General features: G+C 46.5%; 13 protein-coding genes, 3 tRNA genes and 1 riboswitch. Of the genes, 5 read left to right on the forward strand and 11 right to left on the reverse strand.

Features of this window, described 5'->3' with window-relative positions; translation table 11 throughout:
• Positions 1–84 (reverse strand) — tRNA-Leu (locus ACWPAB_RS14240).
• A 117-nt stretch (positions 85–201) separates the two neighbouring features.
• Here ACWPAB_RS14240 and ACWPAB_RS14245 point away from each other — a divergent pair.
• Entirely contained in the window at positions 202–705 is a 504-nt protein-coding gene (locus ACWPAB_RS14245; protein WP_003564134.1) for an NUDIX hydrolase, read from the forward strand.
• Positions 702–1523, forward strand: a complete 822-nt coding sequence (locus ACWPAB_RS14250) for an NAD(P)H-hydrate dehydratase (protein WP_003569460.1) — start codon at positions 702–704, stop codon at positions 1521–1523. The genes ACWPAB_RS14245 and ACWPAB_RS14250 overlap by 4 nt, the downstream gene beginning before the upstream one ends.
• 115 nt (positions 1524–1638) lie before the next feature.
• Here the strand turns inward: ACWPAB_RS14250 and ACWPAB_RS14255 are convergent, their stop codons facing one another.
• The 4 genes from ACWPAB_RS14255 to leuS form a co-directional block, all read right to left on the reverse strand.
• The gene (locus ACWPAB_RS14255; RefSeq protein WP_003569458.1) at positions 1639–1854 is read right to left on the reverse strand and encodes a zinc ribbon domain-containing protein; all 216 of its coding nucleotides are present in this window, start codon (positions 1852–1854) and stop codon (positions 1639–1641) included.
• A 142-nt stretch (positions 1855–1996) separates the two neighbouring features.
• Complete coding sequence (locus ACWPAB_RS14260; protein ID WP_003587481.1) at positions 1997–2707, reverse strand: pseudouridine synthase; 711 nt, start codon at positions 2705–2707, stop codon at positions 1997–1999.
• Positions 2708–2711: 4 nt separating this feature from the next.
• A complete protein-coding gene (locus tag ACWPAB_RS14265) occupies positions 2712–4355 on the reverse strand; it encodes a putative polysaccharide biosynthesis protein (RefSeq protein ID WP_003564130.1) in 1644 nt (547 codons plus the stop codon).
• A gap of 265 nt (positions 4356–4620) precedes the next feature.
• Entirely contained in the window at positions 4621–7032 is a 2412-nt protein-coding gene (leuS, locus tag ACWPAB_RS14270) for a leucine--tRNA ligase (protein ID WP_003578174.1), read from the reverse strand.
• 454 nt (positions 7033–7486) lie between these two features.
• On the opposite strand from leuS, the gene ACWPAB_RS14275 reads away from it, so the two are divergent.
• Positions 7487–8170, forward strand: a complete 684-nt coding sequence (locus tag ACWPAB_RS14275) for a phosphatase PAP2 family protein (RefSeq protein ID WP_003587476.1) — start codon at positions 7487–7489, stop codon at positions 8168–8170.
• A 100-nt stretch (positions 8171–8270) separates the two neighbouring features.
• Here the strand turns inward: ACWPAB_RS14275 and ACWPAB_RS14280 are convergent, their stop codons facing one another.
• Positions 8271–8996, reverse strand: coding sequence for a DUF4811 domain-containing protein (locus tag ACWPAB_RS14280; protein WP_003569433.1), 726 nt, complete (start codon positions 8994–8996; stop codon positions 8271–8273).
• Complete coding sequence (locus ACWPAB_RS14285) at positions 8993–10471, reverse strand: MDR family MFS transporter (protein ID WP_003569431.1); 1479 nt, start codon at positions 10469–10471, stop codon at positions 8993–8995. The genes ACWPAB_RS14280 and ACWPAB_RS14285 overlap by 4 nt, the downstream gene beginning before the upstream one ends.
• Before the next feature lie 241 nt (positions 10472–10712).
• On the opposite strand from ACWPAB_RS14285, the gene ACWPAB_RS14290 reads away from it, so the two are divergent.
• Positions 10713–11183, forward strand: coding sequence for a MerR family transcriptional regulator (locus ACWPAB_RS14290; RefSeq protein WP_003569429.1), 471 nt, complete (start codon positions 10713–10715; stop codon positions 11181–11183).
• Between the two features lie 95 nt (positions 11184–11278).
• Here the strand turns inward: ACWPAB_RS14290 and ACWPAB_RS14295 are convergent, their stop codons facing one another.
• Together ACWPAB_RS14295 and metK are read right to left on the reverse strand one after the other, a co-directional pair.
• Positions 11279–12772: an MDR family MFS transporter gene (locus ACWPAB_RS14295; RefSeq protein ID WP_003564114.1), complete on the reverse strand. Its 1494-nt coding sequence runs from the start codon at positions 12770–12772 to the stop codon at positions 11279–11281.
• Between the two features lie 113 nt (positions 12773–12885).
• Positions 12886–14070, reverse strand: a complete 1185-nt coding sequence (metK, locus tag ACWPAB_RS14300) for a methionine adenosyltransferase (RefSeq protein ID WP_003569418.1) — start codon at positions 14068–14070, stop codon at positions 12886–12888.
• Positions 14068–14156: riboswitch (SMK box riboswitch) on the reverse strand. It overlaps the preceding gene by 3 nt.
• Positions 14157–14250: 94 nt before the next feature.
• Between metK and ACWPAB_RS14305 the strand changes: the two genes are divergently transcribed.
• Positions 14251–14898 (forward strand): hypothetical protein, encoded by a 648-nt coding sequence (locus ACWPAB_RS14305; RefSeq protein WP_016368194.1) that lies wholly within the window; start codon positions 14251–14253, stop codon positions 14896–14898.
• Between the two features lie 157 nt (positions 14899–15055).
• On the opposite strand, the gene ACWPAB_RS14310 is transcribed toward ACWPAB_RS14305, so the two are convergent.
• Together ACWPAB_RS14310 and ACWPAB_RS14315 are read right to left on the reverse strand one after the other, a co-directional pair.
• Positions 15056–15128, reverse strand: a tRNA-Val gene (locus ACWPAB_RS14310).
• A 254-nt stretch (positions 15129–15382) separates the two neighbouring features.
• Positions 15383–15472: transfer RNA gene (locus tag ACWPAB_RS14315), tRNA-Ser, on the reverse strand.
• Positions 15473–15480 lie beyond the last annotated feature (8 nt).

The raw sequence follows: 15480 nt of genomic DNA on the forward strand, positions 1-15480 counted from the left end.
TGCCGCGAACAGGAATCGAACCTGCACGGGATAAATCCCACAGCGACCTGAACACTGCGCGTCTGCCAGTTCCGCCATCGCGGCAACAACATAAATGATTATAACGGAAGCAGGTAAGGCACGCAAGCAAAATCACGAACTATTTTTACAATTTGTTCCCCCTGCAGCAGCGTGCTACCCTTGATCAATGGAGGTGGCCTGATGACACATAAAACTCATCGCGCATTTGGTTGTTACGGGATTGCAACGATTGACGACAAGCTTGTCGTGATTAAGAAAAATGGGGGTCCTTATCGTCATCGCTTCGACCTTCCCGGGGGTAGCCTTGATGGCCCTGAACCGCTTGAACATGACGTCTTGCGGGAATTCACCGAAGAAACCGGATTGACAGCCACGATTGATCAACAACTAGGGGCAACCAGTTTTATCTATCCTTGGAAGTACCAACACTGGACCATCAACCAGCACATCTGCGTTTTCTATGCGCTATCCATTAACGGCGGTAAACTAGAAACAAGCGTTGCCCAATTTATGGGCCAGGATTCGCTCGGTGCCTGCGCCTTGCCACTTGATACTTTGACATGGGCCAATGCATCGCCGCTTGTCATGTTTGCGAAAGCATTCTTAACGACCGGCCAGCCTGAATTGACGACCAAAACTTTTTCTAATTGGGAAGTTTTAAAGGAGGCGGCAAATCCGTCATGAAACAATTGACAGAGCAATTTGCACAAAGTGTGGTTCGGCCACGGGCCCGTGATACGTATAAAGGCAGTTTCGGCAAAATTCTGATTGTTGGCGGTAATGCCCACTTTGGCGGTGCTGCGATCATGAGTGCCAGTGCTGCTGTTTACGCTGGCGCCGGGTTGGTCAGTGTTGCGACTGACCCGGTTAACCGTCATGCGTTGCACGCCCGATTACCTGAGGCAATGATCCTCGATGCTACCGCGCCGGAACTTGAGACGGCTGTGCGGCAAGCAACGGTCATTGTCGTTGGCCCTGGGCTGGGCACTGATGGTACAGCCCTTACCATTTTGAAAACAGTTTTTGCTGCCGTCAATGCCAAGCAGGTCATGATCATTGATGGATCAGCGATCACTCTCGTTGCCTCTCATCACCTAGATTACCCGCAAGCCCAACTAGTTTGGACCCCTCACCAGATTGAATGGCAGCGGTTATCTGGCTTACCCCTGGCTGCCCAAACCATTGAAGCCAGCCAAAAAGCGGCCGCAAAAATACCGGGTATCATCGTCGCGAAAAGTTCCCAGACACATGTTTTCGTTGATGAAGATGTCTATGAAAACACAGCCGGTGGGCCGGCAATGGCCACAGGCGGCTCTGGTGACACGCTGACAGGCATTATTGCTGCCTTTGCGGGCCAGTTCCAGCCATTGGACAAAGCCGCTCTCGCAGCCGTTTTTGTCCATTCCCGTGTAGCTGATATTGTAGCTATGAATAGTTATGTTGCCTTACCGACTATGGTCATTCGCGAACTGCCCACCTACTTAAAGCAGCTTTCAGAATGACGAACCAATTTGTGAACAAGCAGCAAACAAAAACAGGTGATCCCTTTCCGCCACAACGACGGCTGAAGGGTCACCTGCTTTTTTGAAATCATTCTTAACCTGAACTTACGCCTTCTCAGCCGCCATTCAAAAGGAAGTCGAGAATGTTCATGCCAGAACTGGTTTCACTGCGATAAAGTTCTGTGTACCCGCATCTGGCACAAGAAATAGTCACGAATTTTTTATTTTGAACATCGAAGATTTTTGAAAAATTACCACCAGTTGCTTGAAATTGGTCGGCAACATAAGCCGTGTTTTGGCATTTGGGGCAGACGTACTGTTGTTGATCCATGACCCGCACCCTTTCTAATCATGTTTGTCAAAGTAGCCATCTTGGTTCGCCTAATCAAGGCCGCTCTCTTAAACTCCTGTAACAAACAAAATCTCTCGCTTAGACAAAGCCAAACAATCACCACAGCAAAGTGCTCGGTTGCTCAACGAGTGATATTATCCAAATCAGTCCGTTCGTCATCGGTTAAAGCCCGATACTCCCCAGCAGCTAAATCGGCTGGCAATGACAATGGTCCCATAGCAATTCGCGTCAAGGCCGTCACCTCATTATCAACTGCCAACAACATGCGCTTGACTTGATGAAACTTACCTTCCGTGAGTGTAATCTGGATGCGTTTGCCATCGGTATCGGGCAAGACAACGACTTGTGCCGGGGCGGTTGTGAAGTCCTTTAAATCAATGCCGGTTTCGAGTTGCTGCTTCATGTCAGCAGTTAATGTCTTAGCCAAAGTTGCAGCATAGGTTTTGGCAATATGACGATTAGGCGAAAGCAGTGCATGGCCTAAATTGCCATCGGTCGTAAGTAACAACAGACCAGTAGTGTCTTTATCCAGACGACCTACGGGATATAAACCCGGTCGGTAATCATGTGGTCGGATCAGATCCAGCACCGTTGATTGCGTAGGATCTTCTGTTGCGGTAATCACCCCGGCCGGTTTGTTCATCAAATAATCGACCTCAAGCGGCCCATCCGCTTGGGCATCGTTCACCTCGACCGCGATACCCGGCAACACATTGTAACCAGGATCAGTGATTAAATCACCGGCCACACGTACCCGCTTGTCGCGAATAAGTGCCTTAACTTCTTTTCGACTACCAAATTGTAAATGACTCAAATATTTATCTAATCGCATAAGCTCACCGAATGTGTAAAATATCGCGAAGTCGACTAATTCGCTCACCAATGATTAAATCAGCCAAACGCGTTTTCAAAATCAAATAAACGTAAATCAAAACGCCCACCCCAACTGCAATCAGCAAGACGAACGCTGCCCCGAACTGACTCCGCGGATTGATCACCAAGGTTGATGCATTCACAATCAGGTAACAAACGGCGCACATGATCAGGGAAAAGGCCAGAATACCGACGCCGCGGCGAATGGTTTGGCGTACATGAATATTGTACATCCGATTCGTTGAATAGAGCATTAGGAGACTCGAGACCGTCATGCCTAACATTGTGGACAAAACCGGACCGTAAACATTGAAGAAGAAAATCATTGGCCACTGTACAATCACTTTAACTGCCAAGCCAATCAGCATCTCTTGAATAGCAAGACGGTTATTGAACAATCCCTGAAGAATTGCTGCCAAAACCGTAAACAAGCCCAGCATAATCGCTAAAAGTGATGAAATCTGCAACAAGCGAATGCCCAACCAGTCCATATCCCGATAGAACAAAACATACAGTGGGCGCGCGACTGCCACCATCCCCAACGCCGAAGGTATCATGACGATAAAAAACAACTGCAGTGTATTCGTGATTTGCCGGGCCAATCCCTCAACATCACCGCGCGTTTTCGCACCTGCCAATAATGGTACTACGGTAATGGCCATAGCAACTGCCAGACTAACAACGATCATAATCAGTTTATTAGCGTTTCCGGCAAACAGCGCATAAAAACGGTCAAGCTGATCTTCGCTAACGAGATAAAAAGCCTTCATCATTGGATTAAATGTGTACTGGTCAACAATATAGTAAATATTAATCGTTGAATCCATGATAATAAATGGAATCGCCTGCCGTGCCACATCTAAAAGAATCTCATTGACACTGATCTGCAAGGAATTAGCACTTTGGGCAACCAACGCATCCAACCGTGGTTTTTGCCGGAGGAAATAAACAACTAACAGTCCAAGTCCGAAAACGGCCCCGATGAACGCGGCGAAGGTGGAGTGAATCACCGCACTCAGATAGCTGTGGTTACCCGCCACCATAATCGCGTAAGTCATCACTAACATATAAAGAATTCGCGCCACTTGTTCAATAAACTGACTGATGGCACTCGGCGCCATCTCGTTATAACCTTGGAAAAACCCGCGAATCAAACTAAGCGACGGAATTAGCAGCAACGGCCATGCCAGTGACCGAAAAACCGGTATCATGCGCGCGTCACCCGCTGCTAAAAGCGGCGACAGCAGCCACATGGCACCACACGAGACAATCCCCATCAGCACCATGGCAAAAGTGCCGTGGTAAAAAAGACGCATCCCGGTTTTATATTCGCCCATAGCATTGTACCGGGCAACCTGTTTGGAAACAGCACCAGGAACACCAGCAGTCGAAATAATCAGAAAAAGACTGTAAATTTGATAACCTTTTGTAAACAAAGCGTTGGCAGTTAGAAACGCTGCTCCAAGCCAAATACGCCATGGAATGACATAAATGGCCCCTAAAATCCGCGAAAAAACACTGCCGGCAGTCATCCACGCCGAGCCGCGGATCATTTTTTCCTTATCTGAACGTTGCGGTTGATTACCGCTGCCCAGCGAATTCTCCATGATAAACTCCTGTCGTGTTGCATAATCCTTTATATTTTAGGCAATCCCAGCGCGACTTGCAATCTTTCCCGGGCTTCTTTCGGGAATCAAAAGAAAACTTTGACAATTACCAGCCGCCACGTAGCAAGTGATCTCACAATCGAAAGGCCAAAAATACAAAACTTTTCATGCAGCTGAATCGCTAAAAAAATGGTCAACGCCCGCTTCCTTCAGGAACCATTCGTTGACCATTTTTTCTTTCAGTTAATTGGTGAAGCCAGTGCGGTTATTTTGCGACAATATTCACGATTTTTCGCGGTACGACAATAATTTTCTTAATGTCTTTGCCCGCCGTAAATTTCTGAACATTATCATTTGCCAAAGCCGCTTGTTTGATCTCATCATCTGATTCGTTGACATCCGCCGTAATCGAACCGCGCAGCTTGCCATTGACTTGGATCATCATATCGTAAGTGTCGGTTTTGATTTTGCTTTCATCATAACTTGGCCATGGCGCATAAGTCAGACTATGATCGTGACCTAGCCGTGACCAAATCTCTTCCATTAGATGCGGGGCAATCGGCGCAAGCATTTTCACGAATCCTTCAACATATTCTAGTGGCAGGTCATCATCTTTACGCGCTGAGTTGATGAAGACCATCATCTGTGAAATTGCCGTGTTGAAATGCAAAGCGTCGTAGTCCTCGGTAACCTTCTTGACCGTCTCATTGTAAACCTTATCAAGTCGACCGTCATTGATCGTTGTAATCCGATCACGCAGTTTGCCTTCATCATCAATGAAAGCACTCCAGACGCGATCCAAGAACTTGCGGGCACCAGCTAACCCTTTTGTTGACCAAGCAATACCAGCATCCAGCGGCCCCATAAACATTTCGTACAGCCGCAAGGTATCGGCACCATACTCATCAACCACATCATCTGGATTAACCACATTGCCCTTGGACTTACTCATCTTTTCATGATTATCGCCCAGAATCATCCCTTGGTTAAATAGCCGTTGGAACGGTTCTTTGTTCGGGATCGCCCCGATGTCATAAAGGAACAGATTCCAGAAACGGGCATACAGCAGGTGCAGCACAGCATGTTCAGCCCCTCCAATGTACAGATCAACTGGCATCCATGCCTTAAGTTTGTCGTAATCCGCAAGAGCTTCCTTGTTGTGAGGATCAACAAACCGCAGGAAGTACCATGAAGACCCTGCCCATTGCGGCATTGTATTGGTCTCACGCTTACCTTTCCGCCCGTTCTTGTCGACCACATTAACCCAGTCAGTCAGATTTGCCAGTGGACTCTCGCCAGTACCGCTTGGCTTGATATCAGCCTCTTCAGGTAATGTGAGAGGCAGTTCGTCTTCTGGCACCAACGTGGTTTCGCCATCTTCCCAGTGAATGACAGGAATCGGTTCACCCCAATAACGCTGGCGTGAAAAGACCCAATCACGCAGTTTGTAATTGATCTTGGCACTGCCGATACCTTTATCTTCAAGCCATTTGATCATTCGATCAATCGCGTCGTGTTCATTCAAACCATCAAGGAACCCGGAGTTGATGTGCACGCCATCGCCAGTATAAGCTGCTTCATCGACATTGCCGCCTTCAATAACAGGCTTGATTTCAATACCAAACTTTTTGGCAAAAGCGTAGTCACGATCATCATGCGCAGGCACGGACATGATTGCGCCAGTCCCATAAGAGGCTAAAACGTAGTCTGAAATCCAAATCGGTAGTTTTTCGCCGTTAACCGGATTAGTCGCGTAGGCCCCGGTCCAAACACCAGTCTTTTCCTTATCTAAAGCGGTACGATCAAGATCTGACTTATGGGCGGCTTCGTCAATGTACGCATCAACGACGGCCTGTTGTGCCGGGGTGGTAATTTTCTGAACTAATTCATGTTCTGGTGCCATCACGACATACGTTGCACCAAACAGCGTATCTGGACGAGTGGTAAAGACATCAAACGGCTCATGACTGTCAGTTACCCGGAAGGTGATCTGTGCCCCAGTTGATTTGCCAATCCAGTTGCGTTGCATCTGCTTAATTGATTCCGGCCAGTCAAGATCGTCCAGATCCGTCAACAGCTTTTCAGCATAGGCTGTGATTTTCAGCATCCACTGACGCATCGGCTTCCGAACAACTGGGAACCCGCCACGCTCCGTTTTGCCATCAATCACTTCTTCGTTTGCAACAACCGTCCCTAGATCCGGACTCCAGTTAACCGGTACCTCAGCTTCATATGCCAGACCATGTTTATAAAGTTGTTCAAAAATCCACTGGGTCCACTTGTAGTAATTCGGATCCGTTGTGTTGATTTCACGATTCCAGTCATATGAAAAGCCAAGGCTGTTGATTTGACGCTTAAAGGTCTCAATATTTTGTTTGGTAAAGGTCTTCGGATTGTGACCCGTGTTCAAGGCATATTGCTCAGCTGGCAAGCCGAATGCATCCCAGCCCATAGGATGAAGAACATTGAACCCTTGCATCCGTTTCATGCGTGCAACAATATCAGTTGCCGTATACCCTTCCGGATGCCCAACATGCAGGCCTTGGCCTGACGGATAAGGAAACATGTCCAACGCATAATAATTCGGCTTCTTAGGATCGGTTGTGGTATTAAATTCGTTATGCTCGGCCCAATAACGCTGCCACTTCTTATCGATCTCATGATGATCGTATGCCATTTTGTTACCTCCCACTTAATTTCAAACAAAAAGCCGCCCTATCTACATTAGGACGGCTCAGCCGCGGTACCACCTAAGTTCTGCTTTCACAGCGCTCAAAGGAGATAACGGTCCGGCCGGCTGTGGCTACTAATTTCACCCCAGCAACTTCAAAGGTCAGTTCGGTCTTTGCTTCGTCAGACTCGCACCACCGCCTGCTCTCTGTCACCCGCGCTAACTTACTACTCCTTTGTTCGTTTGATGATTGCGTCAATCATAGCAAAAACATTGCCAAGGTTCAATGGTGTTTGTGCTATTCTTATAACATTAGTCGATTTCAGAGCGTGAGCGGGCACGTTTAGAAACCGGAACATAAGTGGACTCAGACAGAAATGACTGGACTTTGGCCATTTCTGTCTGAGGTCCTTATGTGGAGGTTTCTGCGACTGCGAACGTTTTGTAGAGGAGGCAACAAGTGCTAAAACGCCGACCCGAACCATTGTATCTTGCAGCAATTGCTTTATTTATTTTCATCACGTTATTGACGGGTATTCTAAATAACGCTGGATGGATTCATACCATTGATCAACAGGTAATTGCCGCTGTCATCCAGTTCCATCCTGTCACTTTTAAACCCTTACTCATCTTAATCACCAGTCTCGGCAATCCAGTATCCTTAGTTTTTTTAACCATGGCGTTCGCCGTGGTGTTACTGCTCAAGCGTTATCGTTACGCCGCACTTTTTGCAGCCAGCATGGGGGCCTTGATGAGCCTCGTTAACGTCGGAATCAAATATTGGGTTCGGCGACCACGACCTTTTATTGCAGATCCTCAGATTCGGGCATTGGTACATGCTGGCGGTTTTAGTTTTCCTAGCGGGCATTCTAGTGGCACGATGATCTTTTACGGTACCATGATCCTTTTGGCTTGGGCACTGCTCAAACGTCAATCCGCCAAATGGCTCATCACCTGCCTTGCCAGTAGCATGATTCTTTTAACCGGTTATTCTCGGATCTTCGTGCGCGTTCACTATCCCACAGACGTCTTTGCTGGATTTTCACTTGGCTTTGCCTTGCTGATGGTGAGTTGGTGGTATTTTAGTCCTTATCTGACAAACCAAGTTGCCAAACAATCAAAAAAGCAGACCGTTAAAAAATAGCGGTCTGCTTTTTTTAATTTAGAAGGCTGACAAAAGCCATTCGTCAAGATAATGTTACGAAAAATGTTTGCCCTAGTACCACGTTATGGGCGGCATCAGACTATTTTTGTGCTTGCACTTCACGAACAGCCTGCTGAATCATTGCTTGTTCAACTGCAGCCTTAGCCTGCTTCGCTAAAGCTGTCGGATCTGCCGCTAGTTTTGGATCAGCCTTGACCAGCGCAGCAGCTTTAGCCTTGACTGCGGCTGCCAGTGACGCTTTTTGCTCTGCAGTTGGTTGCTGCAAGGCGGCCAACTTTTTACCAAGCTGCTTGGCCTGAGCCGTTGTCAGCACTGACCAGCTTGTTGGGATGACCAATTGATTGTGCTGAGCAACCAATTGACCAGCCCCTTCATGATTGAACAACGCACCATAAAAACCGTTTTGATATTGCCACCGAGTTGTTTTGCTCGTCAACGAAGCGGTGGCATTCGCTGTCGTTGTCACCCGATTAGTTACAACAATATCAGCCTTGGTATGAACCGCTTTTTTCTTCGGATCGGTTTTATAAATGTAGACAACATGCTTGCCATCCGTGCCAATGTTTTGTTTTAGCAACATTGGCAGTTGTGCATTCGGTGAGGCGGTGTAGATGGTCTGCTCATCAGTTGTTGTTCGTTTGACCATGCCAAAATGCGCATTATCATTCAACGTAATCAGCAATAGACTACCCACCACACCAATCCCGAAGACCGCAATTAACGTGCTACGCAAACTGGAGCGTTTCATCATAATAAAGCTGAGATAAAGGCCGATCACTGTCAGGCCCAAAAACCATAGAATCATGCCTTCACCTTCTTTTCATTTTTGATCGTCACTTCTTGCGACATCGCGTGGGTATTCAAGAAGAAAGCCAAGATCCAGCCAATTAAACTGAACCCTGCTGCCAGCAGAAAGGCTGCGTGGTAGCCACTAAGTGTTGCCCCAAAAAAGTCTTGCTTATACTGCAGCGGATTGGTTTTCAACAAACTGGCCGCCGGTTTGGCCAGATTGGTGACGTTTGACAGAACTGAAATCATGACAGCAGTTGTCATGGAAGTTGCCACCTGACGGACAGTGTTGTTAACCGCTGTCCCATGTCGAATCATATCAGGTGATAAGGCGTTCATCCCATTCGTCGTCAAAGGCATCATGACCATTGAAATCCCAAACATCCGCACAGCATAAATCACTGTGATAAAAATGGACGGTGTGCTTTCTGTCAGGAAAAAGTATGGCAGTGTTGCAATCGTCAGCAAGAACAAGCCTAACTGTGCAAGCCGCTTGGCCCCGATGCGATCAAACACTTGACCAGTGACCGGGCTCATTAAAGCAATCAAAATCGCCCCAGGCAACAATGTCAAACCTGACTCCAAAGCACTCTTGCCGTGAATGATTTGCAAATACATTGGCAAAATCATTTCCACCCCGACCATCGCCATGTTGGCGATGGTACCTAAGACTGTGGATAAGGCAAAGATTTTGCTCTTAAACACTCGCAATTCAACAAATGGTTCTTTTAAGTGCAATTGACGGTAACCAAAGATGAAGATAAACACAATGCCGAGTGCGATCGTGCCTAAAACGATCGGATCGCCCCAACCATCATTGCCCACTTCAGAAAAGCCATACAGCAAGGAGCCAAACCCAATTGATGATTCAATCAAGGAAGGAATATCTAACTTAGGATCAGACAACGGTAAGACATTTTTGAAGAAAAACAATGTTGCCAAAATAACGAGACCGGCAATTGGCAGAATCATACCGAATAAGAAACGCCAGCCGAAATTGTCGATGACATAACCGGAAAGCGTTGGCCCGATGGCAGGTGCCACCCCAATCGCAATTCCAGCCATCCCCATAGCAGCGCCGCGCCGGTTCGGGGGAAAAATCGACATCATGATGTTCTGCAACAACGGCATCGTGATCCCAACGCCAAGCGCCTGAATCAATCGACCAATTAGCAAAACGCCAAAACTATTTGCAATGAAGGCAACCAATGTGCCGACAAAAAAAGTACTCATCGCACTCATGTATAACCATTTTGATGGCACCTTCGCACTCAGATATGCGGATACTGGAATCATAATCCCGTTTACCAGCATGAAGCCTGTCGACAACCACTGCACTGTCGCAGTTGAAATGTTGAAGGCCTTCATCAGCGTTGGAAACGCGGTAGATAGAATGGTCTGATTCAAAATCGTAATAAACGTCCCAACGATCAAGGTCGTGACCATCATTGGTACATTGACGTGTTTCCCGTTGATATCTTTAACGTCCATAACTTCGCCTAGTTTCTTTATAAGATTTCATGTTTTCTATATCACACAATGTGATATTGACAATAGAAAATATTACATTTAAACTTAATAAATGTCAAGGTAATAGCGTGAACAGGCGCGTTGAGAAACCAGATCATAAGTGGGCTTGGCCGTGATGGCCGGATATTGGTCATGACGACCACAGTCCTTATGCATAGGTTTTTGCGCCAGTGAGCGCATTTTCAAGAGAGGATGCTATGTCATGGGACCGTTTAATGCACGTTTACGTTCACTCGATATTTCACTCGGCATAGGCGAAACCAGCCGCGTCACCGGAGCCACCCCAACGCAAATTCGATACTGGGAAAAGAAGCAGCTCATTCATTCTCGCAGGCATGACGCTAATGGCAATAAACGATACTCCTTGGCAAACATCACCTTAATCGTCATGATCAAGACAATGCTTGATGAAGGGTATACCTTAGCCAAAGCCAGTGAAGAAATCGAACGATCACATCAAAAAGCAGATATGCTACATGTCCTTATCAGCACTAGATTGCAAGATATCAAGCGCGAAGCAACGCAGACAGTGTTCAATTTTGGCCCGTTAGAAAATGACCCAGACTACGATGTCATTGCGCAAGTCACCGATAAAGCAGCGAAATTGTACAAACAACCTGTCAAAAAAGCAGCCGCCGAAGATCATACCGATCGAGTGGTCAGTCCATTTTAATTTCAGTTATTTATCGGCAAACGAGAGCGATATCAGCGTACAAAAAACCGGATTCTTAAATAGAATCCGGTTTTTTGTATGATATTTCAGTTGGTTCAGCTTTCTTCATTCGACTCCTGGATTGTTTCTTTTGTCAGCACCCTTTTTGCTTCAAAATGATTGGCTAGAATCGCCAACGCCACAATGATAATCGAGAAAAAGTAAATGTTGTGCAGACCTTCATACAAAATTTGCCGAAGAGTTGGCAACACTGCTGCGGGTAAATTTTTGGCCGTATGCGGATTAATCAGTTCGTTGAGCATATTGCTATTGAGCCGGCTATCTGCCGCGATACCTTGAGTCAGACGCAGATTCAAAACAATCCCATAAACCGAGACCATCAGTGTTTGCCCCAACGTTCGAGACAAGGTATTGAAACTCGTTGCCACGCCAACCTGATCAGGCGCCACAACGGCCTGGGCTGTTACCGTAGTAATCGTAATCACCAAACCAAAGCCGAATCCTAAGGCGCCGGCAACTAGCAGAAAGACAAAATACGGTGTCGATTGCGGCACTAATGCCAGCACAAGACTACCGCCAAGCAGCCAAATCATGGCCCCTGTCAGAATCGGCTTAGGTTGGAACCGGCCCAATAACTTGCCAGCAACAAAAGAGCCAACGACCCACATCAAAGAACTAGGAGTCACGGCAAAGCCGCCAAGGGAAGCATCCATGCCGCGAATTCCTTGAATCCACATAGGCATGTAGACTTCAAATCCAATCACGAACCCCGAAATCAAAGCGGCGATCAAATTATGAATCACAAAAGTACGATTTTCAAATAGTTTCAAGTCAATGATCGGATCGACTGCACGCCGTTCTGCCTGCCAAAAACGCCAGAAGCCCAGCGTAGCCACAATTGCCATGGCAACTAACTGCCAGATGCCGTTGGGTTCAGCTAATGTCTGAAAGCCATACATCATCGCCAACAAGGCCACCAGCAGCCAAACCGTCCCGCGCATGTCAAGCGGCTGCCGGACACTGCGCCGATCTTCCTGCAAAAAGAACCACACAAGGCCAAACGTGAAAATACCCAACGGTACGTTAATAAAGAAAATCCAGTGCCAACTTAACTGATCAACGATAAAACCGCCCAATAACGGTGCAATTACCGAAGCGATTCCCCACATCGAGCCATTAAAACCGAGCATTTTTGCTCGTTTTTCGAATGGATAAATATCGGCGATAATCGTAAATGTCACTGGCATAATAGCCCCAGCACCAATTCCTTGAATTGCGCGGAAAATAATTAGCATTTCCATGGATTGTGACAAACCGGATAGCAACGAACCAATGACAAATATGGTTAGTCCAATGAGAAAAACTGGTTTGCGACCAATTTTGTCACTCAGTTTGCCGTAAATCGGCGTCGCCATCGCATTAGTCAACAGAAAAATGGAAAAGACCCAGTTCATTAAATGAACCCCATGTAAACTGCCGATAATGGTTGGCATAGCCGTTGACACAATCGTGCCTTCAATCGCCGTCATAAATGTGCCAATAAAAATTGCCGCCGTTACGAGTGCGACATTGGTTTTCCTTTGCTTCATAAATATCCCTTCTGAGTTGCCAGGCGATGTTGTTAGTCTTGAGAAGCCCCTCATAAGCACGAAAAAACGACCCAGCCGAGAATAATTCTCGACTAAGGCCGCCTCTTTTCTCGCTAATCTCGGTACTTGAGCAAAGCCTGCACCTTATCCAAGTGCTCCCAAGGAAGATCAACATCTGTACGTCCAAAATGACCATATGCTGCCGTCTGTTCATAAATCGGCCGCTTCAAGTCTAACATTTTAATAATGCCAGCAGGCCGCAAGTCAAAGTTCTCACGGATTGCCTGTTCAATCACATTTTCTGATACTGCGCTTGTGCCAAATGTATTCACCGACACGGAAACCGGTTTGGCAACACCGATTGCGTATGCCAATTGTACTTCAACCCGTTTCGCCAAACCCGCTGCTACCACATTTTTGGCAATATAACGCGCTGCATAACTGGCCGAACGATCAACCTTCGTCGCGTCCTTACCAGAAAAGGCACCACCACCATGTCGGGCAAAACCGCCATATGTGTCAACGATAATTTTGCGTCCGGTCAAACCAGAATCGGCTTGCGGACCGCCCAGTACAAAGCGGCCAGTCGGATTGACATAAATTTTCGTGTCATCATCCATTAAAGCTTCAGGAATCACAGTGCGAATAATCTTGGCCTCGACATCGCGGCGAATTTCTTCAAGCGTGACATCCGGATCATGTTGCACGGAGACAACAACGGAATCAACCCGAATTGGATTGTCATCATCATCATATTCCACCGTGACCTGCGCCTTAGCATCTGGACGCAGATAACTAATTTCACCCTTGTGCCGTAATGAATCAGTTTTGCGCATTAACGCGTGGGCCAATGAAATCGGTAACGGCATATAGTTTTCGGTTTCGTCAATGGCAAAACCGAACATCATGCCTTGATCGCCAGCACCGATCTTGTCAAGCGGATCAGTATCAGACTCACGGGCTTCAAGACTTTCGTCAACCCCTTGAGCGATATCTGGACTCTGCTCATCCAAAGCGACCAGCACCCCGACACTATCAGGATCAAAACCTGATTCCTTGGTATAGCCGATCTTTTTAATCGTCCCGCGAACCACTGATTGAATATCAACGTAAGCCTTTGTTGATATCTCACCGACAACCAGCACCAAACCGGTTGTCACCGTCGTTTCGCAAGCAACTCGTGAATCGGGATCCTGTTCAAGCATGGCATCCAAGATAGCATCACTGATCTGATCAGCAATTTTATCCGGATGCCCCTCCGAAACAGACTCCGACGTAAATAAATGGCGTTCCTGCATGTTTTGTTTCCCCCTTATTATTTTAGGTTACAAGGCATGTTCGTCATAGCTTTGACGAACCCCATCGGGAATGTTTTGCAACTCTAGTAGCATAACATAAAAGATGTAAAATTTCCGAAAATCTTTGTTTACCGTCTCAGGGTTTTGTAAAATGGAAGCATCATAGAAAGGATAATCAATTTGAAAAATATCAATCAAGGTGCTGGTGCAGCGGCCTTTATCGGACAAATACTCGCCTATCCGTTTCTGATCGCGCTAAGTTTACAAATCACATGGCATTTTCAAATCATCGCGCTTTTACTCATGGGCGTTTGCTTAGCGGCTGCAATGGTCGTTAAACGTTACCCATTAGTTCTAATCATTGCCGCTATTACCGGTATCATTGGTGCCATCAATCAATGGATCTTGTTACCATTAGTTGCTGTTCAGTTCCTGTTGACATTTTTGTTGCGCACACAAAAAGTTACCAAGCAATGGGCTGGTACCATTGCTTTTGGCCAAGCAATTTTATTCCAAATCTTACTTATTTACGCGGGTTTGCATTTTCTCAGTCAGGATATGTTGCTCGACTTGGCATTACTATATGTGCCAGCACTAATCGGGTTATGGGCCAACCATTTTCCCAAGTGGACAGATATGGTCTTGTTGGCAATCACCGTCGTTATCGGTTACTGGTTACAACGACTCAACTTAATAGCTATCGGCGGTATCGTCATCCTTGTCACGCTCATCAACAGTCGTCGACCATTTAAAGTGCCCAGCTACCTTTACCAATTTAGCCCAGTCATTGCAACGCTGTTACTCTATCTAGCGCGCATGCACGGCTAATCAACCGTCGCCACAATCAGTAGTGGCGTTTTTATTGTCAGAATCAGCCCCCTCTAATAGCTATTTAAACTAAGTCAAATCTCATGCGTTGGACGCCCCGTCCAACTTCAAAAAGGTAAAAGAAAAACACCTGCCGCAGTGGTAGGTGTTTTCATTATGGAGGATACAGGGCTCGAACCTGTGACCCTCTGCTTGTAAGGCAGACGCTCTCCCAACTGAGCTAATCCTCCATGTGTGGTGTCTATTGCTCTATTTATACTAGCGGAAGCTATTAAAAATTACAAGCCTTTCGTAAAAAATAGTCACTAAAGTCGGTTAACGATTTTGTGATGGTCAGATGTCTTAACCATCCTTTAAATCCCCACTCATGCTACTAATCATATCAGGCACAGTCAAATTTTATTTGATGTTCAAAAAAGCCTCAAAACACCGAATTAACAGCGTTTTGAGGCTTCTTATGTAGCTACATCCGAATGCAAGACAACGGAGAGTAAGGGATTCGAACCCTTGATACAGGTAAAACCCGTATACATGGTTTCCAACCATGCTCCTTCAGCCTCTCGGACAACTCTCCATAAAAAA

The sequence above is a fragment of the Lacticaseibacillus sp. 30 genome, assembly GCF_053819265.1.